The organism is Streptomyces sp. NPDC046900 (assembly GCF_040644975.1).
In the GTDB taxonomy this organism is placed as follows: Bacteria; Actinomycetota; Actinomycetes; order Streptomycetales; family Streptomycetaceae; genus Streptomyces.
In genome coordinates, this window is sequence record NZ_JBEYXD010000063.1 from 1 (window position 1) to 19,883 (window position 19,883).

Below are 19,883 nucleotides of genomic sequence, written 5' to 3' on the forward strand. Positions count from 1 at the left end.
GCTTCCATCTCCACGCCCACGCCTCCCCGCCACGGTGGGAAACGATCCCGGAAACTCAATCCGATTCAGGATCGCTTAGCTGATCAGAGACGCTGGACAGCGTGCTCATCAGTTCGTCCCGTGCCATCACGACGCCCACCCTGCCATGATCCGCGAGGAGGAGTACCGGCGGTGCAGGCGGGCTGCAGCCGTCGACGCCTTTGCGGCCCGGCCGAGCGGTCGACGCTCTGCCAGGGCCGCGCGGCCGCCGTGGGCCTGGCGAACGTGCGCGGCATGATCGACCGCCGGCGGGTCAGTGGCCGGCCTGCTGCATGTGCTCATGGGCGCAGCGATCCGCTGAAGTCCCGTGTGCCTCGCCCCCATATCCCCCAGCTCGTGGAGCGCCAAAGGCTTCCCCCGTGTCAGGCAGGGCTGCACCAGACGGTGACGACGATGTCGTGTCCCAGCGCGTCGTCCACGACACGGTGCAGGGCAAGGTCGACGACACGATCATCAAGGGGGCGGAAGGGGTGGCTGGGATCCGGCATTCCCAGCAGTGGTCCCAGCGCGTCGATCGCGGGCTTCCACAGCGTGGACCAGTTGCGCCGCCCGGACACCTCAAAGCACAGCACCAGGTGCAGTGCATCCCCGGGAATCGGTTCGCTTCGCACCGCACGGCACGCCTGATGGAGTGTCTGTTTCCAGGCGGGAGAGGTGGCGGACATGCTCGTGCGCACGGAGAAAAGCGGCTCGGCTTGTTCTGCGTTGCCCGGGCCGTGCACAACGGCCGGCCCGATGGCAATCGTGGAGTGGGTGGCGTGCCGTTTGCGGGCGAAGAACGCATCGAAGCGGCCGGCCCCGAATCGGCGGGCCAGCGGGAACAGGTAATTGTCCAGGTCGCGGCCACCGCTGGTCAGCGCCACCTCGCGAGACAGGCCGACATCCAGCACCAGCGCCAACGGGGCACCGTCCGCGACGACGGCCTGAGGGGCCAGGGCCGCGACACAGTCCAGATAGGCGCCAAGGCGCTGCCGGCTTGGATGGCCGGCCGCATCCCAGCTCTCCAGGACCGGCGGCACCAGAAGCCTGACGGGGGCGAGGGCAGGCGGCGACAACAGTACAGGCACACCCCCAGTCTTCCCCGGCCCGGACTGTCTGAAGTCCACGGATCGGCCCAGGCGTTCACCCGTGTCCACGCCCACCCCGCGGCCGGCATTCCCGCCCTTGGGCCGCACCAGAACGGCCCTCCCGACATCGCTGCCGATCGAGACGGGAGGGCCGTGTGCACCACAGATTCCGCGACCATGTCCGGCACCGCACCGCGGGGGGATGCCGCCTTGGCGGCTATGCAGCTGCTGCCTGGGCGAACGCGTCGAGGAGACCCGGCCAGCCGCCCGGCGAATCGAACGCGGCGCGGACCTCGTCTTGGGCTTCGCCGAAGCGGTCCAGGTCACGGTGTTCGAGCTCCACTCGGGTGCGATCCGGCCCTTCGGAGACGAAGCGGATCTCCACCTCAGTGCTCAGCTGCGGGTCGTAGCGCCAGGCGGCGTCGATCTGCCAGGCCAGCACCAGGAGGGTGGGCGGCTTCCACGTCAGCACCCGGCCCCACTCGCACTCGCTGCCGTCGGTGTCGATCTCGTACCAGCGGCCGCCTTCCCTGCCCTCGAGGACCGCCTGCTTCAGCTCCCCCTCGCCGATCTTGTGGCCGCGCGGCCACCAGCTGTCCATGCTCTGCGTGAAGACGGTGAATGCCTTCTCGATCGGCGCTTGGACGGTCACGCTCTTGCGGACGGGTCCATCAGTCATGTTCGTGTTTTCCTTCGCTCTCGGCGGCCGCGGCGAACGCGGCCAGCGCCTGATCCCAAAACCGGTTGAGCCAGGCGCGCAGAGCACCCAGCCCGGCCGGGTTGAGCTGGTACACACGTCGCGTGCCGACCGCTCGGTCCACGACCAGTCCGGCCTCCTTGAGCACCTTCAGGTGCTGGGAGACCGCGGGACGGCTCACGGGCAGGCCCTCAGCCAGCTGCCCCACTGTCTTGGGGCCGTCGACGAGACGCTCGAAGATGGCCCGCCGGGTCGGGTCGGCCAGCGCGGACAAGGCATCCCCGTAAGTCGCCACTTACGTAAGTTATGACTTACGGACAGCCGGGTCAAGCAGGACGACGAGACACAGCCACACGAGCGACCAAGCCCCGGCCGGGAGCCAGGCGCGGCCTCACCGCACAAGGAAGCGGGCCGAAGACCGCGAGCAAGCCGGACATGGTCACCGCGCCGCCCGGAACCCTGAAGATCACTCCCCCGCCCACGAGCAGTCCGCCATGCTCATCACGAGTGGCGAGGTGCTGCGGGTGCGCACGCTCTCCCGCCTGGGTGTCGACGGGCGCGTCGGCATCGGCCCGTCCATCACCGTCGCGGCGACCGCCTCCGGCCAGATCACCGGCCCCGGCGGCGTTCGACCCCGAACAGGTCACCGACTGGCTCGCACCGCTGCCCGTGGAGGCCCTGCACGGCATCGGCCTCGCCAGGCAAAGGCCTTGCGCGATTACGGCATCCACTGCGTCGGCCTGCTCACCGCGGTCCCGCCCGCCACCGCGCAGCGCCTGCTCGAGGGCCGCGCGGGTCGGCTCGCCGCCGACCGGGCCCGCGGCACCGACCCCCGCCCCGTCATCCCCCGCGTCCTGCCCGCCTCCGCCACGGTCCGCTGCGCCTTCCCCCGGCACACCCTGACGACGCCGCCGTACGAGCCGCCCTGCTGAACCTGGTCATCCAACTCGGACACTTGTTGCGCCAGCGAGGGCAGGCCGCCCGCGCCCTGACCCTGCGCTTCTCCGGCGGAACGTCATGGGACAAGACCGGCCGCCCACCGGAGCCGCCCGCCCACGACGGCGACCTGCGCACTCTCGCCTACCAACTCATGGACGCCACCGGCCTGCAGCGCGGCCGCCTGACCAGACTCGTCCTCAAGGGCGAGGACCTCATCGACGCCAGCCAGCTCGCCCAGCAGATCAGCCTGGACAACGCCCGCGAGGACCGCCTGGCCGCCGAAGCGGCCATGGACCGCATCCGCGCCAAGTACGGTCCCGGCGCGATCGGCCCCACCGCCGCCTTCCGCCGCGCCTCTTGAGCTGGATCCCTCACCTAGAGGCCGATCTCCGGTTCCCTCGACCTCACCCTGCGCCCCCCAGGCCTTGAGCACCCGGCGGGTCCCGTCGGTCTCCTCGATGAGCCGGACCACCACGACCAGGTTGTTGCTGTAGAGCCCGACCCACTCCGTGTACCGGTCCTGGCGGTGCCCGATGCGGTCCACTCGCCCTCGACGGCCGGACCGTCCGCCTCGAACTGCAACGTGGCGAAGTGCTTGGTCTGCATGCGGTGCTCCTCGCCTCGGCGTTCACGTCCATCATCGCGCCAGGTGCCCGGACGGCCCTCCGGCACCCTTTGCGGTGGAGATTGACGCTTTGCCACTGAAGTTCGACCGCGTCGGCCGTCACCACGGGCGTGGGCAGCGCTGTGGCCGCGGCCTCCCGCGTTCGGGGGCTAACGGCGCTCTTGGTCAGAACGGGTGTGGTTCGGTGGGCGCCGGGCTCGGAGAGGACTGCGCGGAAGTGGAATCGGATGCCGGCCTGGTCGTCGGCGTGGCCCCGCTCTGGGACGGCATGCCTTGGCGGTAGGCCTTGGTGACCTTGGCCGTCGCATAGGTCAAGGAGGCTGCGACCTCCTCGACGTCGATTTCCACGGTGGTGCGGTGAATGCCTTCTTTGTCGTCGAAGGAGCGTTGCCTCAGTCGCCCGGTGACGATAACCCTCATGCCCCGGGTGAGCGACTGCGCGGCGTTCTCACCGGCCTGCCGCCAGAGCGAGCAGCGCAGGAATAGCGGCTCTCCGTCGACGAATTCGTTGCGTTCGCGGTCGAACACACGGGGAGTGGACGCGATGGTGAACCCCGCCACCGGGATGCCGGAGGAGGTGTGCCGCAGTTCAGGATCGGCGGTCAGGTTGCCCACCACCGTCACCAGCGTCTCGCCCGCCATGCCGCCACCCCTTGCCTCTTGCTGGAACACACCCACCGTACCGGCCCCTGCAGGCCCGCTGGCACGATGACTGCCATGGCAAGCGAGGAGAACTCACTGGAGACGGCGGCTACGACGCTGCGCGAGGCGCAAGCGGCAGTTCACGTGGCCCGACGGAGGCTGACCGCGGCGATCGTCACCGCGTACCAAACCGGAGAGTCGGTCACTCGCATCGCCGAGCGAACCGGCACGAGCATCATCGAGATTCGGAACCTGCTGGCCGCTACCCAGACCTCACGCCACGCGTGAGCATGACGGCGAATTCACCGGCGGGGCATGCCATGGAGCATGCTGAATTCGTATCCCGGACTGTTCAACAATCGATGGGTTCATGGACGAGTCGTTGCGGAGCCGGCCAGGCAATATGCGACAGGGCCCCGGACGGCCTGTCATGCCGTCCGGGGCCCTGAGATCTGGCTACCGGCATAAGTGGTGGGCGGTGTGCGAGCTTGCCGGAGCCGACGGCGCTTTTCCGGGAGTTGGGCCGTCTGCGCGGGTGCGGGCAGCAGGTGGCCGAGGCGGCGGATTCGCCGGTTTGATGGGGATCACGGCCGTGCTGGCGGATTGAGCGGGCCCCGAATGGGGGGGTGCGACGTCCTTCGCTGCGCGGGTCGGCCCGCCCGCGGGCGCTCGGTTGCCTGTTGAGGGCTGGGGCGTGTTTCAGCGGGTGGTGGCGTGGGCGGCCTGTTCGATCAGGCGGGTGACCGCAGCCGGCTGGGAGACCGAGACGGCGTGGGAGGCCTCGACTTCGACGGTGTGCGCGCGGGCAGCCTGGCTCTCGCTCAGCACGGTGTGCGCGCTTGGTTCTCGCAACGCACACCGAGCAGCCTACCCGGTCGCGTGGACGGTCTTTCGCCCTGGAGACGAAACCCCGTTGCCTGCCCTGCTCCGCAGGAGTCCGATTCCTCCCCAGCCTGAAGGCCAGGGCATCCTCGGAGGAACCAGGTGAATTGCGCGGGCCTTTTGGGAGACGTCGTCCAGGCCAGGAACAGGTAAGAGGAGGTACCCAGGCGGCGCAAGGCCTGGGTATCCAGTGGTGCGCTGGCGTCGGTGATCCCAGCCATCGCGCGGACGCGGGTGCGCAGGTCAGCGCGACAAACGTGCGCAGCAAGCCGTTGTGCGAAACGGCCAAGGTTGTTCCCGGGCACGGTACCAGGCGCCGCCGGGGTCCGCGGTCGGCGGCGAAGGGGGTCGGGCTGGTCGGGCACAATGACGCGGTGCGCGAAGACGATGACACAGAGCTGCTCGAACGGGTACGGGCGTTGCGGGCAGCCGGCAGCGGCCCCAAGCAGGTGGCGAGGGCGTTGGGGCTTCGCCCCGGGCAGGCGGGGGTGCTGATGCGGCGGGCCGCCGCAGCCGACCAGGCGGTGGAACCGGGAGACCGGCCGGTGGTGGGCTGCTGGGTGAGCCCGGGCTGGAGCAGCGGGCTGGACCTGTCGGCCTGCCCTGGGTGGGCGGCGCAGGACTCCTCGGCGAGTGAGGACGCCGCTGGGGCGGGGTTCGCGCAGCTGCTGGTGGCACGCCGGGAGCGGGCAAGCCGGGTGACGGTGACCGGTGTGCTGGTGGACGTGTACTGCCTGGGCGTCAAGAACGTGATCGAGCCCCACACCATGGGTGCGGGTTCGCTGGAGGCCCACCGGCGCTCCTACTACAGCGCGTTCGAGGAACCCTCCCTGCCGATCGGCATCGAGCAGGCGCAAGCCATCGTCTATGGTGCCGTCGCCTACGCTCGCGGGCTCGGATTCGAGCCGGCCCCCGGCTTCACACAAGCCGCCGCAGTACTGGGGGAACCAGCCGGCGCGCTACCGCAGATCGGCTTCGGGAACCAGGGCATGCCTTTCTATCTCAACGGTCCCCGCGACGACGCCCGCACGGTGCTGGCCACCTTGGAGCGCACCCGCGGCGCAGGCAACTACCACTACCTCCTCGCCTCGAGGCCGATGTGACCCACCCGCACGACACCGAGACCCCGCAGATCCGCCTCACCGAGCACCACGCCCAGGCCGACCTGCGGACACTGCTGCAACTGTGCGCCGCGGGCCGGGTGAAGTGCAGTGCCAAGACACTGCGCCCGTCCGCCGCGACCATCGCCCAGGTGGCCGAGGTACTGGACGCAGGCGACTTCTACCCCGACGAGGCGATAGCCGCCTTCGCCTGGCCCCTGCTCCTGCAGGCCGGCGGCCTGGCCCAGCTGGCCGTCGGCAAGCTCGCGCTGACCACGCGCGGCCAGCAAGCCCTCACCCAGCCCGCGCACCAGGTGCTGGCCCACCTGTGGCAACGCTGGCTTTCCAGCACGATCCTGGACGAGTTCTCCCGCGTCGAAGCGGTCAAAGGCCAGCGCGCCGCGAACGTGCTCAGCGCACTCAAACCACGGCGCGGCCACGTCGGCGCCGCGCTGGCTGCCCTGGCCGCTGGCGAGTGGACCACCGTCGCCCAGCTCTTCACCACCATGCGCAAAGCGGGGCACGACCCGTCGGTCGCACGCTCCGAGCGGGCTCTGTGGAAGCTCTACCTGGAAGACCCCGAGTACGGCAGCCTCGGCTACGACAGCCACCACCCCTGGGCACTGCTCCAGGGCCGCTACACCATGGCCGTGCTGTTCGAGTACGCCGCATCGCTGGGACTGATCGACGTCGAGTACGTGGACGCTGCCGGGGCACGCGACGACTACCGGCACAACTGGGGCGGCGACTGGCTGGAGCGGCTCAGCCGCTACGACGGCCTGCACGCGATCCGTCTCACCCCTCTGGGCGCCTTCGCCACCGGGCAAACCCCCACCTACCTCCCCGGGCCGGCCCCCGAACCAGCCACCGCCTCAAGCGTCGCGGCGCTGAAGGTCCTCGCCAACCACGACCTGGTCGCCCTCGATGGCCTGCCCCCGGCCCAGGCCCTGCTCCTGGATGCCTTCGCTACCCGCACCGGCGACCGGACCTGGGCTCTGAGCCCCGCCTCGCTGCTGGCCGCCGTGCACGCCGGACGCGACCTCGCCGAACTGCGCGCCTACCTCGACCACGCCGCCACCGCCCTGCCGGACACCGTCGCCACGCTCCTGGCCGACGCCGAGCGCCGCGTCGGCGCGGCCCGCGATCTCGGCCCCGTCCACCTGATCGAGTGCGCGGACGCGGCCACCTGCGCGCTGCTGGCCAGCGACCGGCGCATCCGCGCGCTCGCCACACGCCTCGGCGACCGCCACCTCGGCGTCCCCGCCGACAAGCTCGACCGCTTCCGTAAAGCCGCCCTCACCCTCGGACACCCCGTCACCTGAAAGCCACTCACCCCGACAACTCTCCAGACGTCCCTTCCACAAGCGTGTGTTCGTTGGGGGATCCCCAACGAACACGAGTGGTCTTGCTTGGGCAGAGGGCGCGACCAGCGAGATCACCGTCTCAGACAGGGTGTCCGGTGATCTGTACGGTGAGCGGGGGCTATCCGTACAGTCCTGGACTGTGACACCGAAGGAGCCGTAAAGGCCCTTGCCACAAGCAGGCAGTTGCCTTCAGCGGCTCGCGGCAGTGCCTGCACCGGCGCATGACGGGGCTGGCCGCGTTTCGCTCTAGCGGTGCCCCAGCAGAAGCAATAGCGTTATCCACCAAGCAGTCGTGGTTCCGAAGTCGTGCGCCCGTGGACACCTTGCCCGCGGGCGCTTTGCTGTGCAGCCCTCTCCGGACCAGGGCGATTACCTCCGGGCCCGCACCGTGCGGGCCCGAACCCCTCGAAGGAGACAGGCATGGCCAAGGGCACTGTGAAGTGGTTCAACGCGGAGAAGGGCTTCGGCTTCATCGAGCAGGAGGGCGGCGGCCCGGACGTCTTCGCCCACTACTCCAACATTGCCGCTCAGGGCTTCCGCGAACTGCAGGAGGGCCAGCACGTGGAGTTCGACGTCGCCCAAGGCCAAAAGGGCCCCCAGGCGGAGAACATCCGCGTCATCTGACCCAGCGCCCGAACCGGCCCGGCACCGTGGAGGTGCCGGGCCTGCGTGTCTGGCCGCCGGCCGCGGTACTACGTGTCCGCATCGCGCTCCAGCACCAAAAGCCACATGAACCCATGCGACGCGCCCCCGACCCCATCCCGCTACTGGCAGCGATCGACCTCCATGACCTCAGCGTGCTGCACACCGTGCTGAGCCGGCGATCTCGGCTTCAGCCACGGCGCAAGGCTTGGGTCGCGGCCATCAAGTCCCGAACCTCGATGGGTGCAGATCTTCTGAGGGTGCCTCGTTGGGGTGATTCGCAGAGGTTCGTGATGTGGCCGGTTGTGCCGACTTCTACCGTCGCCGGGATCGCGCCCGCCCTGAGGCGCGGGGTGCTGAGCGAGGGTGGGTGTGGGGTGCCGTCGTTGATGGAGGCGTTGGAGGCCAGGCGGGCTGAGGTGCTGGGCCAGGCCGAGCGGCTGCGTGAGCAGATCGCTGGCCTGTCCGAAGAGTTGTCGCGGGCAGAGGAGCGGCTGGCGCGGTTGCAGATCGCGCGGGAGACGGTGGAGGAGGTGCTGGCCGCACCGTCTTCGTCGTTGCCGGGCACGGACGCCGCGGGTGGGGGTGCCGGCGGAGTCGCCGTGGCGCTGGTGAAGGCCGAGGCCGAGCTGGACGTGACGGTGATGTCGCCGGAGTACCGGGAGATCACCGCCTTGTTCGCAACCTCGGGGGCGGCGATGCGCTGCAAAGAGGTCTGCCAGCACCTGGGTCTGGGGACCGAGCCGCGGCATGTCGAGGGGATGCGTTCGAAGCTGAAGAGGCTGGTGGAGCGCGGGATCCTGGCCGAGCCTTCGTCCGGGCTGTTCAAGGTTGACGGCAGGAAGCTGGGGTGGTGAGCGTGGTGGGGCCGGCCGACGGTGTGCTCGAGGAGTGTGAGGACGCTTTCGCCGCCTCGGCGGGCATGTTCGCTGCGGCGTGCGCGGAGCTGGCGGCCCCGGAGGCCGCGGTGATGACGCATGCGCAGTTGGAGGATCTGCTGGGAGCGCGGATGCGCGAGGTCACCCGGCAGTTGTTCCAGGACCACCTGACCCTGCGGGCCAGGGACGAGGTTCGCCGTGAGGAGGTCGTGGACACCGCCGGTGTCGGGCGCTCCCGGATCGAGCGGGACCGGCACCGGATGCTGGCCACGGTGTTCGGCAAGGTCACCGTGGTCCGGATCGCCTACCGCGGCACCGGCGTGGCGGACCTGCACCCGGCCGACGCGGTGCTGAACCTTCCGGACGCAATGCACTCGCACGGGCTGGCCAGGCTCGCAGCGATCGAGTCCGCCCGCGGCAGCTTCGCCGACGCCTGCGAGCGGATCAACGCTGTAACCGGCTCCGGCATCGGGCGCCGGCAGGTCCAGGAACTCGCTGTCAGTGCCGCAGCGGACATCGACGCGTTTTACGACGTCCTGGTGCCCGCTCCCTGCACCGACACCACGCCACTGATCTTGTCGGTCGACGGCAAGGGCGTGGTGATAAGGCCCGAAGCGCTGCGCGAGGACACCGCCAGGGCTGCGGCGGCCAAGGGTGGCAACGCGATGAAGACCCGGCTGGCGTCCGGGGAGAAGCACGGCAGGAAACGGATGGCCACCCTGGGAGCCGTCTACGACGCCGAACCCGCGCCGCGCACAGTCGACGACATCATCGCCGACCCCGACCAGCAAGACGACGCCCACGGTGCGGCACCCGAGCGCCGCCAGGGACCGAAGGCCCGGTCGAAGTGGTTGTGCGGCTCGGTGATCGACACCGCCGCGCAGGTGGTGGCCGCCGTGTTCGATCAGGCGGAGCACCGCGACCCCGGCCACCGCCGTTGCTGGGTCGTCCTGGTCCACGGGGCCCGCCATCAAATCGACCTCATCAAGGCCGAAGCACAGCAGCGCGGCGTGGACGTCCACATCATCGTCGACCTGATCCACGTGCTCGAATATCTGTGGCGAGCGGCCTGGTGCCTGCACGACAGCGGCGATGCCTCCGCCGAGAGCTGGGTTGCCCGTCACGCCCGCGTCCTGTTGGACGGCGGCGTGCAGCAGACCGCCGCCGCCCTCGAGGAAGCCGTCCGCGCCGCCGAACTGCGTGACGCCCAGCGCAAGGGCATCGACGAGGCCGTGAACTACCTGACCGGCAAGGCCGAGCACCTACGCTACGACACCGCCCTTGGACGCGGCTGGCCGATCGCCACCGGAATCATCGAGGGAGCATGCCGGCACCTGGTCATTATCTGAACCAGCGCGAAGCCCACTCAGTCGCCTTGAGCGGGCTGTGGGCCAGTCTTCGGGATGATGGTGTGCGGGGCGACGTCGTGGAAGCGGGGCATTCCGAGGTCGGTGGTCCGGCGTGCTGACTCCTCAAGTTGTGCGATCTTGTTGTTGGCGGCGGACAGACTGACGTTAAGTCCGTTGAGCACGCGCATGAACGCCTCCTGGCGATGGGCGAGTTGAGGACTTACCACACGGTGGCGTTTTGATCGCACCCCGTCAATGGATTGGTCCATACCTCTTGGCAGGCCTCGCCTGTGGACGGTGCGCGCAGCGCCGCCAGACACGTACTCCACCATCCCTCTCCCGGACGCCGGCCCCTCCACGGGGCCATCTCCTTGCCGACGCTCGCCCAGGCTTGCCCGGCGGCAGAACGCTGACATCGATGCCGCCCACCAGCGCGACCTTGACCGCGAGAGCCAGCAGTTGGCCGAGCAGGCTGCGCTGCATTATGCAGAGAGGAGCGTCACGGTCTCGCACCTGGGAACCTTGCGGGCCCCGCCCTGCGCGCTGCAGCTCTGGCCGGGAAGCTCGGCACGAGCCGACACTATGGGTGGTCCTGCGGCGGGCCCAGGTTTTCGCGCCGGACAGGCTGGTCCCTGCTGGATGCGGCGACCGCAGCGCAGGAGGCCACCGGCCCGGCGGACCCGAAACCCTCGACCTGCTCGACACCATCCCCGGCATCAACCAGGCCACCGCCGAGGTGATCATCGCGGAGACCGGCGGGGACATGACCCGGTTAGCCTCCGCCAAACAGCTCGCGTCCTGGGCCGGGGTATGCCCCGGCCACCACGAGTCCGCCGGCCGCACCAAGAACACCAAGGTCCGGCCCGGCAACCCCTATCTGTCCCAGACCAGCGTCCCGCACAGATCACAGAGATCTGCGTCTTTCCCACAGCCGATGTCCGGCCCGCTGTCCGCACTCACTGACCGCCGGCCTCGCTCGCCCACGGCGGGAGTTCGCTGGCCGCCCGCAACACCGCCGGCGCCACCGCGAGCGCATCTCCGCTGGCCACCCACCGGTAGCGGGCCACCAGCATCGGGCCGTCGACGCTCTCCCGCACGAACCCGTCGATAACACCGAACCCGCCCGCGCGGTCACGGAAGACGACCTCGCCCGGCTCTTCCTCGCCCGCGCTCTCCTGGAAGTCCCCCGTGTCCGGACAGCCCGCAAACGCGTACACCCAGTGAGTCATGCCTGCCATCCTCCCCGGATCGGCTTATCGGTCCCGGATCAGCCGCGGAGGCTGGGAGGGGATCCGCCCCAAAAGCTCACAGTTCGACGGCGGTGGAGGTCGCACGACACCCCGGCCTCGGATGTCCCAGCATCGTCCCGACCAGCGGCTCTGCGACACTCCGGGCGCAGCAAAGCAGTGTGGTGACCGGTAACGCGCATAGTAGGACTGGAGAAGGGGCCACCGGACGGGAGTGGAGTGCGCGTGTGACCACACCGCCGATCGACTATCGAGCGTTGTTCGCTGCCACCCTCAGTTCGTATCTGGTGCTGGGCCCCGATCTGGTGATCCTCGATGTCAACGAGGCGTTCTGCCGTGAGGTCCGCCGCCCTCGGGAAGACCTGGTCGGGCGGTTTCTCTTCGAGGCGTTCCCCGAGAATCCGGCAGACCCCGATGCCGAGGGGTTACGGAACCTGCGGGCCTCCCTGCACCGGGTTCTGTGCTCGGGGGAGGCGGAGACGCTGGTGGTGCAGAAGTTCGACATCCCCGTGGCCGACCGTCCGGGGCTGTTCGAGGAACGGTGGGGGTCCCCGACCAACGTCCCCGTGCGCGGGCCGGACGGACAGGTGGCATGGATCCTGCACCGGATGGAGGACGTCACCAACTTCGTACTCTCCCATGCCGCCAGCCGCCCGCGGCCGGGTCAAGCGCTCAGCGAGCGGCAGGCCATGGAGGCCGAACTCTACGTGCGCGCCCAGGAGCTCCAGCGGCTGAATGAGCAATTGCGGCAGGCGCATGCCAGGGAACGGAAGGTCGCCGTCGCCCTCCAGGAGGCCATGATGCAGGCCCCGGACCTGGCCCGGCATCCGAACATCGCGGTGCGCTACCTGCCCGCCGCCAAAGGACTCAACGTATGCGGCGACTGGTACGACGTGGTGAACCTGCCCGACGAGTGCTTCTCCGTCGCGGTCGGCGACGTCGTCGGCCACGGCCTGGAGGCCGCCGCCGCCATGGGCATGCCCCGCAGCGCCCTGTCCGCCGCCGTCCGCGCCCTGCAAGAGCCCGCCCCCGCCATGGACACCCTGGGCCTGTATGCCCGCTCGGTGGAAGGAGCACTGGCCACCACCGCGGTCAAAGCCGTCATCGACACCCACCGCCGGTACGTCACCTACAGCAGCGCCGGACACCCCCCACCAATCCTCACCCACGCCGACGGCACCTTCGTCCTGCTCGACCAGGCCACCGATCCACCCTTGGGAGCCCGCCCGCAGCATGTCTCGCGCCCCCAGGCTTCCGAGCCCTACACCCCCGGCGACACCCTCGTGCTCTACACCGACGGACTCGTCGAACGCCGCGGCGAGGACATCGACGCCGGCCTGCACCGGCTCACCAACGCTCTCGCCGCCAACGTCCGCCTCGACCCAGAACCCTTGGCCGACGCCCTGCTCTCCCGCCTCGGCGTCAGCGGCGGCGGCAGCGACGACATCGCCCTGATCGTCGTCCGCTTGTAACCCCCCACTACAAGTACGTGCCGGAACTGGTTGCTGGTCGGGGCTCCCTGGTGACCGGTGACGCGCCCGCCGCTCTGCCTGCTCCACGCTGACTGTGAGGTCCGAGAACACGGCAGCCCCGGCATCTGATGCCGGGGCTCCCGGCCGACGAGGCCGTCGCCGCCTGGTCAAAGGCCCTCACCCTCATGGACGGCGTGACCTCCGACCGCACCCGCAAGGCATCACCTCGCTCCGCTCCACCCTGGCCGTCTACCAGCGCCGCAAAGTGCCCGGAGCCACCGAACTCGCCCGCCGCGCACGCGAAGCACTGGCCTAAGCTGCCCGCCAACCGGCCGACGAAGGGACACCAGCCGTGGCTCAGCCGACCACCGACGACCAGCCCAAAGCCCTCAAGCCCGCCCACCAGTCCATGACCCTGCTGGTCGCCGCCGTCATCGTCCACGACCAAACCACAGGTCGCGTCGTCCTCCTCCAACGCAGCCACAACGCCAAATTCGCCCAAGGCATGTGGGACCTGCCCGTCGGCAAGAGCGAACCCGGCGAACCCATCACCGAGACGGCGGTGCGCGAGCTGTATGAGGAGACCAGCCTGACCGTGAAACCGGAGTCCTTGAAGGTCGCCCACATCATCCGCGGCGCCTGGGGCGTCGAAGCCCCAAACGGCTTCATCACCGTCGTCTTCACCGCCCACGAATGGACCGGCGAACCCGAAAACCGCGAACCACGCAAGCACGCCCAGGTCCGCTGGGTCGACATCGATGCCATCCCCGCAAACTCCGTCGACACCACCGCCAGCGCCCTCCACCGCTACCTCACCAACGGACCCCAGGTATCGCTGGACGGCTGGACGTAGACGTTGAGGCCCTACACCGCGGGCCGAGCCCAGGCGGCCAACCACGGCAACCACGTCCCGCAAGGACGCAGCCCCGGTGCCCTCCCTCGACCGCCTCGGGCGCTCGATCCAAGACCTGATCTCCATCGTCTCCGGTCTCCGCAAGCGCGGTATCGGCTTCCCGTCACCACACGAGGCGCTCGACACCACGAGGCCGGCAGGACAGGCGCGGCTGCCGCGTACCGTCGCGCCCGACCGAGTGATTCCTGTATGCCGCTCGGGCCGCAGACCAACGTGCCGCCCAAGGACGGCGGTGTCTCTTCACTACCGTCGAGGAACGCCGGCAGTTGCAGGTACCGGTAGCGGCCCTGTCCGAGAAGCGTTGAGGAGTTGAGCGTCCATGGCCGTGTGTGAGGTCTGCGGCAACGACTACGAGATGTCATTCGAAGTCCACGCCAAGGGAGCGGTCCACACCTTCGACAGCCTCGAGTGCGCCGCCCAGAAGATGGCGCCGACCTGCGCCAACTGCCAAACCCGCATCCTCGGCCACGGCCTCCAGGCCGACGGCCAGTTCTTCTGCTGCGCGCACTGCGCCCGCCAGCAGGGCAAGGCAGAGCTCGTCGACCACGCCTGACCCACACGAGGGGACCCGGGCGTTCCTCACCGCCACCTTTAAACCGAGCACACGGCAGCCCCCGGCATCGGATGCGTCCAGGTACCCGGCCGCCTGCTCCCGCTCTTTTTGGACACATCGCACCGCGTTGCTCGCACGGCAGACGGATGCGCCCCTCGGCGATGTCCTCGCAGACCAGCCACAGCCAGCCCGCACCACGCCGCTACGGCGGCCCAGCACCGCCTGCCCGGGACTGGTGATGGGGGTCTTCTTCCCGGCGCCGGCGGTAGCGGTAGGCCCACCGGTTCTTCCACCAGCCAAGCCGGTGCTCACACCTCTGAGGGAAGACCCACTGCAGCGCCATTACCCCACCCTCAGCCCCAAACGGAGCACGATGGCCCACCGCTAACCGGCCGTGGGCCCGTCTACCGTAGAGGCATGGACGCGATCATCGTCGTGTACGAGCTCGACAAGCCGGTGGGCACGCGCACCTGTCCGGGCGGGGCGCCTGGTGGGGCACGGACCGTCCGCCGGGTGCATGCGGCGCCCACCGCCCCGGGGACGCCCACCGCGACGGGACCGCGGACTCTGTGCGGCAAGGACACCTTCGCCATGGAGACGGCCTGCCAGAAGCCATCCGAGCACCCTGGGGCGCCTTGGTACCCCGCAGAGTACGCGTCCGTGGTCTGCCCCGACTGCGATGCCGTGATGACGACCTGACGGTCGTGGCCCACTGCCCCGCCGTCGATGCGTCGCCCGAGGGGAGCGCCGCGGCGTGCCGTGGCACCCGCTCGCGGACAGGCTACTTTTGGGGGATGGCCAGTTCACGGCCGCGGTAGAAACCTTCCCGCTCCTCGACGACGTACGGGGCCATGGCCGTACGCCGGCGGGCCTCCGGCTCAGAGGCCCGCCAGGAGCCGCATACCTTCTGGGAGTCCCAGAACGACACCCCGGTGATCTCCTGTCCGTCCTGGGACCAGTACGCAACGGCGCGGCGCAGACCCTGCGGGTAGGGGTCGGGACGCCATGCCTTCTCGAACTCCCCCAACGTGCCCGGCTGAAGCCGGCGCGTCGTCACCCAGACGAAGTGCTCCTCCATCGCAGCGTCTCTGATCAGCTAAGCGATCCCATGCGAACCGTAAGGTCCGGTGCGGGTTCTGCCCACCTGGGCGGGGAAGCGTGAGCGTGCAGGTGGAAGCCCGCGCCCAGTGCTGCCCCTTGTGGCCGGTGTCGGCTGGTGGTGGGTGTGTTGATCGTGGTCACGCCCTGGTGCCGGTGGGCTGCGCGAGGCAGCCGGGTCCGGTCCGTTGGTGCGTGTCCCCCCGGACGCTGGCCGGCACGAGGGGTAGGTCGTGCCGGGGAGGGAACCCCGCGTCGCCTGGGCGCGGGGCGGTTGGTGCTCGGCCGGGTGGGGCCAGTCTTGGACCGGTCCGTCCGGCTGGTCTTCGGGGTGGCCGTGATGACGGCCTTGGCCTCCATCGTGTCCACCACGGAACGGATCACCATCGCACCCGTGCTGCGCTCTACGGCGGTTTTGCTCTGGTGTGCGAGGCCGCGTGCGGCGATACGCCGCCAGGCGCCCTGGTCACGGTCTCCCTCCCAACCGCACTCGGTGTTGGGGCAGATGGCCCACTTCCAGCCCGACACGGATGGGCGGTCGGGGGCTTTGCGGTGCCGAAGCGGAGCGAGGCAGTGCGGGCAGTGTTTCGAGGTGTTGCGCGGCGGCACGGTGACGACGGCGATACCGATCTCGGCGGCGAGGTGCCGCATGCGGTCGGCGATCTGTCCGCGCACGGTCTGAGAGAGGCGGGTGTTGTGGGTGCGGCCCATGCCGCCTGCTTCCATCGACCGCAGGTCTTCCAGGTAGATGACCGTGGCCCCGGCGGCGATGGCCTGATCTACGGCCCAGCGGGCAGCACCCCGGGCCAAGGCGTCGTTGAGGTGGGAGCGGCGCTCGGACACGCGCCGGATCTCCTCGGCCAGCACTCCCGCCCTGCCGTCCAAGGCGGGGTCGGCGAGCCGGGCGTAGTGGTCGGTCTTGGCGTGCAGGCGTTCAAAGATGCGGCGCAGACGGTACTGCTTGGCCAGCACACCGGAGGCCCGGAACTGGGCCCCGGTCCCGAGGGCGGTGATACGGCCGTCGTCGTTGAGACGGGCAGCGCCGACGCTGAGCAGGGTGTTCAGGCCCCAGTCGACGCCCAGTGCGACCGTGTGCCCGCTGCGCCGCGTTTTCGGTACCGGGTGGGTATAGGCGAGGTCGGCGCGCACCTTGCCGCCCGCAATCCGCACGGTGGGCAGGTGGATCACCGCGTTCGCCGGGATCGTGGGTGGCAGGGTGACGGGGCACGCGACCCACGTCCAGTCCGCATACTTCTGCGGGCTGGGGCGCGTCGGGAGCTTCAGCCGCAGCAGCGCCCGCCGGCCATCGTCGGTGCGTTCGATGGCGGCCTGCTGCCCGTCGCAGGCGGCCAGCAGCAGCATGCGCGCCACACGCGGTTCGCCCTCCAGCTCGAACACGTCGGACGGAAGACGACCGTGTCTGTGCTCGAAGGAGACAACCTGGCGAGTGCGGGAGCGGATCACACTGGACGGCAGGTGCTCGCCGCCCGGCACCGCGTCTCGCACCGCGTCCCACTCTTCGCGGGTGCGCTTGCCCGGATCGGCGGGCCATGCGGCCAGGACCCCGGCGGCCACGTCGGCCCGCCACTTCACCGACCGCAAAGCGCGCCCGGCCTGCTCCTGAGCCATGCGTACAATCCGGTCGTTGACCTTCACGCCCTCGGCCGGGGTGACGGTCCAGCCGAGTCGGCGCAGCGCCATCCACGCGTTCGACGGCAGCCTCCTGCCCCCGGCGTCCACACCCGACGCCAGCACGTTCACGTCGGCAGCGTTCCAGTGCTCGGCCAGCAGTGTGCTCGTCAGTTCGGCAACGAGGTCGACGCACCAGCCGAAACGCTCCAGCACAGCAGCATCAGTGAGGACTTCGCCGGTCTTCTCATCCACCCCAGAGCGGATCAGGGCGCGGGCGCAGGCGGTGCGGGAGGCCTCGCCCTCGGCGAGCGGCAGCTTCCGGCTCACGCGGCCTGGCCCTCGTCGCTGCACTGCCCGGACTCGGCCAGCAAACGGCGGCGGTTGTCCGCGCTGCGCATCCCATACAGTCGCCCGGCAAACGTGGTGACCAGCGAGACGAAGTCCTCCAGCAGTTCGTCCCGGCCGCCGAGCTTCTTCGGGTGCAGCACCTCCACGGTGACGCCGTACACGGCGAACAGCCGCTTGAGCCAGCCGACACCGAACCGGGCCAGCCGGTCCTCATGCGTGACGCGCACCACGGTCACGGAGCCGTCCGACACCATCGCCAACACCCGGTTCAAACCAGGCCGGTTCTCCTTCAAGCCCGATCCACGGTCCCGGACAACCTTGACGATCTCACCCTTGGAGTAGCCCGCAGCTCGGACTCCTGGGCTTCCAGCGAGGACTCCTGCCCCGACGAGCCGGACACGCGCACATACAGCAACTCCCGGCGCGGACGGGAGACCGTGGAGCCGCTGCCACGCTTCATGTTCTCCACGTCAACAAAGGAAAACCGGCGTTCCCGGCCGACCCATGTGAACGGGACCTTGCCGTCGATAGCCCACTGGCGAAGCGTCATCGGGTGTATCCCGAGACGCTTCGCAGCCTTGGACATACGCAGCAACTCCATGCACGCAACCATACATGCACAACACTAGGGATAACTAATGAAGTTGATGAGCCTCCTGCGCAACGCCGGTTCGGCTTGTCGGCCCCTGTCAGACCACCGCAGGTCCACAGCACTGCTTCTGTCTCGGCGGCGATCGCGGCGCTGCGGGGGGATCCGGGTGCGGTTGCGGACCGCGCCGGCCTGGTGCCGTAAGGGCTGCTTTCGATCGTGCGGCGCCGGACGGACCATGGAAGGGGGCCCGGAGCGCGTTCGCGGCTGCGCCCCGTGTATCAGTCGGTCCTACGTTGTTGGTGGGTCGGACGGGCCGTCGTAAGGTCCAGAGATCCAGAGACACCGGGTATGGCTTTCAGTCGGTTGCCCTCGATGGCTCCCTCCACCTGGCCGCCCGGTGTCTCACGACGACTCGACCGCTGATTAGGAGCTGCGAGCCCCTCGGGTGCATCGCTGAGTAGGACCACGCTGGCGAGGTCGTCCGGACGAGCAACGCACATCGAACGACCGGAGGAACAGGTGGCCCAGATCTGGGCGGGCGCGGACGTCGGCAAGACCCACCACCACTGCGTGGTCCTGGACGGCGAGGGCAGGAAGCTGCTCTCGCGCCGGGTGCTGAACGATGAGCCGGAGCTGCTCGCCCTGCTCGCCGAGGTGCTGGCGCTGGACGAGGACGTGGTCTGGGCGGTCGACGTCGCGGACGGCATGGCTGCCCTGCTGATCAACGTCCTCCTCAACCACGGCCAGCACTTGGTCTACATACCCGGCCTGGCGGTCAACCGGGCCTCGGCCGGCTACCGGGGCATGGGCAAGACCGACGCCAAGGACGCCGTCGTCATCGCCGACCAGGCCCGGATGCGCCGGGACCTGGCCGTCATCCAGCCGGACGACGAGCACGCCGTCGAGCTGAGGATCCTCACCGACCGCCGCTCCGACCTCTCCGCCGACCGCACCCGCCGGATCAACCGCCTGCGCGGCCAACTCACCGGCATCTTCCCGGCGTTGGAGCGAGGCCTGGACCTGGGCAACGTCGGTCCGCTGGTCCTGCTGACCGGCTACCAGACCCCGGCCGCCCTGCGCCGGACCGGCCGCAGCCGCCTGGATACCTGGCTGCGTAACCGCAAGGTCCGCGGCGCCGACGCCCTGGCCCAGGCCGCCCTGGAAGCAGCCGAGCGCCAGCACACCGCCGTCCCCGGGGAGAAGATCGCCGCGCAGGTGATCCACACCCTGGCGAAGGAGGTGATGGGCCTCAACGAGCAGATCGCCGAGATCGACAAGCTCATTGCGGCCCGGTTTCGCGGCCACGAACTCGCCGAAGTGATCGCCAGCATGCCCGGCATCGGCCCCCTGCTGGGCGCGGAGTTCCTGGCCGCCACCGCCGGCGACATGAGCCGCTTCGCCAGCGCCGACCGCCTCGCCAGCTTCGCCGGGGTCGCCCCGGTGCCCCGCGACTCCGGCAATGTCAGCGGCAACCTCCACCGACCCCGGCGCTACCATCGCGGCCTGCAACGCGTCTTCTACACCTCCGCGCTCATCAGCATCCGCAGCTGCGAGGAGTCCCGCCGTTTCTACGAGCGCAAGCGCGCCGAAGGTAAGCGGCACACCCAGGCCGTCCTCGCCCTGGCCCGACGACGCGTCAACGTCCTGTGGGCCCTCATCCGTGACGGACAGTGCTTCCAACGTGGACTCCCCGTCATTGCTGCCGCTTGACAACAGCATTAGGAGGTGGTGAGAGCGATGAAGGGTTCGATCCGGATCGGGAGTGTGCGCGGGGTGACGGTGAGGTCGCACTGGAGTGTGCCGT

General features: G+C 69.6%; 25 protein-coding genes and 2 pseudogenes. 16 read left to right on the forward strand and 11 right to left on the reverse strand.

All coding sequences use genetic code 11. From position 1 onward, the window contains the following. Nucleotides 1-401 precede the first annotated feature (401 nt). From ABZ904_RS37135 to ABZ904_RS37145, 3 genes are all read right to left on the reverse strand, one after another. Nucleotides 402-938, reverse strand: coding sequence for a hypothetical protein (locus ABZ904_RS37135; RefSeq protein ID WP_361828536.1), 537 nt, complete (start codon nucleotides 936-938; stop codon nucleotides 402-404). Between the two features lie 385 nt (nucleotides 939-1,323). Further along, nucleotides 1,324-1,785 carry an SRPBCC family protein gene (locus tag ABZ904_RS37140; RefSeq protein ID WP_361006183.1) on the reverse strand — a complete coding sequence of 154 codons (462 nt, stop codon included), beginning with the start codon at nucleotides 1,783-1,785 and terminating at the stop codon, nucleotides 1,324-1,326. Further along, nucleotides 1,778-2,098 (reverse strand): metalloregulator ArsR/SmtB family transcription factor, encoded by a 321-nt coding sequence (locus tag ABZ904_RS37145; protein ID WP_361828539.1) that lies wholly within the window; start codon nucleotides 2,096-2,098, stop codon nucleotides 1,778-1,780. Before ABZ904_RS37145 ends, ABZ904_RS37140 begins: the two co-directional genes overlap by 8 nt. A gap of 199 nt (nucleotides 2,099-2,297) precedes the next feature. Between ABZ904_RS37145 and ABZ904_RS37150 the strand changes: the two genes are divergently transcribed. Next, a complete protein-coding gene (locus ABZ904_RS37150) occupies nucleotides 2,298-2,735 on the forward strand; it encodes a hypothetical protein (RefSeq protein ID WP_361828542.1) in 438 nt (145 codons plus the stop codon). Between the two features lie 23 nt (nucleotides 2,736-2,758). After that, entirely contained in the window at nucleotides 2,759-3,103 is a 345-nt protein-coding gene (locus ABZ904_RS37155; RefSeq protein WP_361828545.1) for a hypothetical protein, read from the forward strand. A gap of 429 nt (nucleotides 3,104-3,532) precedes the next feature. Here ABZ904_RS37155 and ABZ904_RS37160 read toward each other — a convergent pair whose 3' ends face one another. Further along, nucleotides 3,533-4,009, reverse strand: a complete 477-nt coding sequence (locus ABZ904_RS37160) for a single-stranded DNA-binding protein (RefSeq protein WP_361006195.1) — start codon at nucleotides 4,007-4,009, stop codon at nucleotides 3,533-3,535. A 75-nt stretch (nucleotides 4,010-4,084) separates the two neighbouring features. Between ABZ904_RS37160 and ABZ904_RS37165 the strand changes: the two genes are divergently transcribed. Further along, entirely contained in the window at nucleotides 4,085-4,297 is a 213-nt protein-coding gene (locus tag ABZ904_RS37165) for a hypothetical protein (RefSeq protein WP_361006197.1), read from the forward strand. A 411-nt stretch (nucleotides 4,298-4,708) separates the two neighbouring features. Here the strand turns inward: ABZ904_RS37165 and ABZ904_RS37170 are convergent, their stop codons facing one another. Continuing rightward, nucleotides 4,709-4,837: a hypothetical protein gene (locus ABZ904_RS37170; RefSeq protein ID WP_361828549.1), complete on the reverse strand. Its 129-nt coding sequence runs from the start codon at nucleotides 4,835-4,837 to the stop codon at nucleotides 4,709-4,711. A gap of 428 nt (nucleotides 4,838-5,265) precedes the next feature. Here ABZ904_RS37170 and ABZ904_RS37175 point away from each other — a divergent pair, with 428 nt between their 5' ends. The 5 genes from ABZ904_RS37175 to ABZ904_RS37195 all read left to right on the forward strand — a co-directional run bounded on the left by ABZ904_RS37175 (nucleotide 5,266) and on the right by ABZ904_RS37195 (nucleotide 10,224). After that, a complete protein-coding gene (locus ABZ904_RS37175) occupies nucleotides 5,266-5,994 on the forward strand; it encodes a hypothetical protein (protein ID WP_361828552.1) in 729 nt (242 codons plus the stop codon). After that, nucleotides 5,991-7,313, forward strand: coding sequence for a helicase-associated domain-containing protein (locus ABZ904_RS37180; protein WP_361828555.1), 1,323 nt, complete (start codon nucleotides 5,991-5,993; stop codon nucleotides 7,311-7,313). The genes ABZ904_RS37175 and ABZ904_RS37180 overlap by 4 nt, the downstream gene beginning before the upstream one ends. 462 nt (nucleotides 7,314-7,775) lie before the next feature. Then, nucleotides 7,776-7,979, forward strand: a complete 204-nt coding sequence (locus tag ABZ904_RS37185) for a cold-shock protein (protein WP_345125222.1) — start codon at nucleotides 7,776-7,778, stop codon at nucleotides 7,977-7,979. A gap of 113 nt (nucleotides 7,980-8,092) precedes the next feature. Continuing rightward, nucleotides 8,093-8,854, forward strand: a complete 762-nt coding sequence (locus ABZ904_RS37190; protein ID WP_361828558.1) for a hypothetical protein — start codon at nucleotides 8,093-8,095, stop codon at nucleotides 8,852-8,854. After that, entirely contained in the window at nucleotides 8,851-10,224 is a 1,374-nt protein-coding gene (locus tag ABZ904_RS37195) for an ISKra4 family transposase (RefSeq protein WP_361828561.1), read from the forward strand. Before ABZ904_RS37190 ends, ABZ904_RS37195 begins: the two co-directional genes overlap by 4 nt. A 17-nt stretch (nucleotides 10,225-10,241) precedes the next feature. Here ABZ904_RS37195 and ABZ904_RS37200 read toward each other — a convergent pair whose 3' ends face one another. After that, nucleotides 10,242-10,412 carry a hypothetical protein gene (locus ABZ904_RS37200; protein WP_361000985.1) on the reverse strand — a complete coding sequence of 57 codons (171 nt, stop codon included), beginning with the start codon at nucleotides 10,410-10,412 and terminating at the stop codon, nucleotides 10,242-10,244. Between the two features lie 503 nt (nucleotides 10,413-10,915). Between ABZ904_RS37200 and ABZ904_RS37205 the strand changes: the two are divergent. Continuing rightward, nucleotides 10,916-11,104: pseudogene (locus ABZ904_RS37205) on the forward strand (IS110 family transposase); the annotation flags it as partial. A 76-nt stretch (nucleotides 11,105-11,180) separates the two neighbouring features. On the opposite strand, the gene ABZ904_RS37210 reads toward ABZ904_RS37205, so the two are convergent. Beyond that, nucleotides 11,181-11,453, reverse strand: coding sequence for a hypothetical protein (locus ABZ904_RS37210; protein WP_361828638.1), 273 nt, complete (start codon nucleotides 11,451-11,453; stop codon nucleotides 11,181-11,183). 245 nt (nucleotides 11,454-11,698) lie between these two features. Between ABZ904_RS37210 and ABZ904_RS37215 the strand changes: the two genes are divergently transcribed. The 6 genes and pseudogenes from ABZ904_RS37215 to ABZ904_RS37240 all read left to right on the forward strand — a co-directional run bounded on the left by ABZ904_RS37215 (nucleotide 11,699) and on the right by ABZ904_RS37240 (nucleotide 15,108). Then, on the forward strand, nucleotides 11,699-12,943 hold the full coding sequence (locus tag ABZ904_RS37215) for a SpoIIE family protein phosphatase (protein WP_361000978.1): 1,245 nt from the start codon (nucleotides 11,699-11,701) through the stop codon (nucleotides 12,941-12,943). Nucleotides 12,944-13,086: 143 nt separating this feature from the next. Then, nucleotides 13,087-13,259: pseudogene (locus ABZ904_RS37220) on the forward strand (tetratricopeptide repeat protein); the annotation flags it as partial. Between the two features lie 36 nt (nucleotides 13,260-13,295). Then, nucleotides 13,296-13,796: an NUDIX domain-containing protein gene (locus tag ABZ904_RS37225; protein ID WP_361000975.1), complete on the forward strand. Its 501-nt coding sequence runs from the start codon at nucleotides 13,296-13,298 to the stop codon at nucleotides 13,794-13,796. Nucleotides 13,797-13,872: 76 nt separating this feature from the next. Next, the gene (locus ABZ904_RS37230) at nucleotides 13,873-14,169 is read left to right on the forward strand and encodes a recombinase family protein (RefSeq protein WP_361828565.1); all 297 of its coding nucleotides are present in this window, start codon (nucleotides 13,873-13,875) and stop codon (nucleotides 14,167-14,169) included. A gap of 6 nt (nucleotides 14,170-14,175) precedes the next feature. Further along, a complete protein-coding gene (locus ABZ904_RS37235; protein ID WP_361000969.1) occupies nucleotides 14,176-14,409 on the forward strand; it encodes a hypothetical protein in 234 nt (77 codons plus the stop codon). A 417-nt stretch (nucleotides 14,410-14,826) separates the two neighbouring features. Continuing rightward, the gene (locus ABZ904_RS37240) at nucleotides 14,827-15,108 is read left to right on the forward strand and encodes a hypothetical protein (RefSeq protein ID WP_361000966.1); all 282 of its coding nucleotides are present in this window, start codon (nucleotides 14,827-14,829) and stop codon (nucleotides 15,106-15,108) included. 82 nt (nucleotides 15,109-15,190) lie between these two features. On the opposite strand, the gene ABZ904_RS37245 is transcribed toward ABZ904_RS37240, so the two are convergent. The 4 genes from ABZ904_RS37245 to ABZ904_RS37260 are packed head-to-tail and all read right to left on the reverse strand — an operon-like array spanning nucleotide 15,191 to nucleotide 18,088. Next, the gene (locus ABZ904_RS37245) at nucleotides 15,191-15,487 is read right to left on the reverse strand and encodes a hypothetical protein (protein ID WP_361000963.1); all 297 of its coding nucleotides are present in this window, start codon (nucleotides 15,485-15,487) and stop codon (nucleotides 15,191-15,193) included. A gap of 14 nt (nucleotides 15,488-15,501) precedes the next feature. Beyond that, the gene (locus ABZ904_RS37250) at nucleotides 15,502-17,466 is read right to left on the reverse strand and encodes a zinc ribbon domain-containing protein (protein ID WP_361828569.1); all 1,965 of its coding nucleotides are present in this window, start codon (nucleotides 17,464-17,466) and stop codon (nucleotides 15,502-15,504) included. Beyond that, a complete protein-coding gene (locus ABZ904_RS37255; protein ID WP_361828572.1) occupies nucleotides 17,463-17,780 on the reverse strand; it encodes a recombinase family protein in 318 nt (105 codons plus the stop codon). The genes ABZ904_RS37250 and ABZ904_RS37255 overlap by 4 nt, the downstream gene beginning before the upstream one ends. Next, nucleotides 17,777-18,088 (reverse strand): excisionase family DNA-binding protein, encoded by a 312-nt coding sequence (locus ABZ904_RS37260; RefSeq protein ID WP_361828575.1) that lies wholly within the window; start codon nucleotides 18,086-18,088, stop codon nucleotides 17,777-17,779. Before ABZ904_RS37260 ends, ABZ904_RS37255 begins: the two co-directional genes overlap by 4 nt. A gap of 510 nt (nucleotides 18,089-18,598) precedes the next feature. Between ABZ904_RS37260 and ABZ904_RS37265 the strand changes: the two genes are divergently transcribed. Then, the gene (locus tag ABZ904_RS37265) at nucleotides 18,599-19,789 is read left to right on the forward strand and encodes an IS110 family transposase (RefSeq protein WP_361828577.1); all 1,191 of its coding nucleotides are present in this window, start codon (nucleotides 18,599-18,601) and stop codon (nucleotides 19,787-19,789) included. The last annotated feature ends 94 nt before the right edge of the window (nucleotides 19,790-19,883 follow it).

Coding starts and splice junctions, on each gene's coding strand:
- ABZ904_RS37140 (WP_361006183.1), bottom strand. CDS start 1,785: ATGACTGATGGACCCGTCCGCAAGAGCGTGACCGTCCAAGCGCCGATC.
- ABZ904_RS37150 (WP_361828542.1), top strand. CDS start 2,298: ATGCTCATCACGAGTGGCGAGGTGCTGCGGGTGCGCACGCTCTCCCGC.
- ABZ904_RS37160 (WP_361006195.1), bottom strand. CDS start 4,009: ATGGCGGGCGAGACGCTGGTGACGGTGGTGGGCAACCTGACCGCCGAT.
- ABZ904_RS37165 (WP_361006197.1), top strand. CDS start 4,085: ATGGCAAGCGAGGAGAACTCACTGGAGACGGCGGCTACGACGCTGCGC.
- ABZ904_RS37185 (WP_345125222.1), top strand. CDS start 7,776: ATGGCCAAGGGCACTGTGAAGTGGTTCAACGCGGAGAAGGGCTTCGGC.
- ABZ904_RS37190 (WP_361828558.1), top strand. CDS start 8,093: ATGCGACGCGCCCCCGACCCCATCCCGCTACTGGCAGCGATCGACCTC.
- ABZ904_RS37200 (WP_361000985.1), bottom strand. CDS start 10,412: ATGCGCGTGCTCAACGGACTTAACGTCAGTCTGTCCGCCGCCAACAAC.
- ABZ904_RS37210 (WP_361828638.1), bottom strand. CDS start 11,453: ATGACTCACTGGGTGTACGCGTTTGCGGGCTGTCCGGACACGGGGGAC.
- ABZ904_RS37235 (WP_361000969.1), top strand. CDS start 14,176: ATGGCCGTGTGTGAGGTCTGCGGCAACGACTACGAGATGTCATTCGAA.
- ABZ904_RS37240 (WP_361000966.1), top strand. CDS start 14,827: ATGGACGCGATCATCGTCGTGTACGAGCTCGACAAGCCGGTGGGCACG.
- ABZ904_RS37245 (WP_361000963.1), bottom strand. CDS start 15,487: ATGGAGGAGCACTTCGTCTGGGTGACGACGCGCCGGCTTCAGCCGGGC.
- ABZ904_RS37260 (WP_361828575.1), bottom strand. CDS start 18,088: ATGGAGTTGCTGCGTATGTCCAAGGCTGCGAAGCGTCTCGGGATACAC.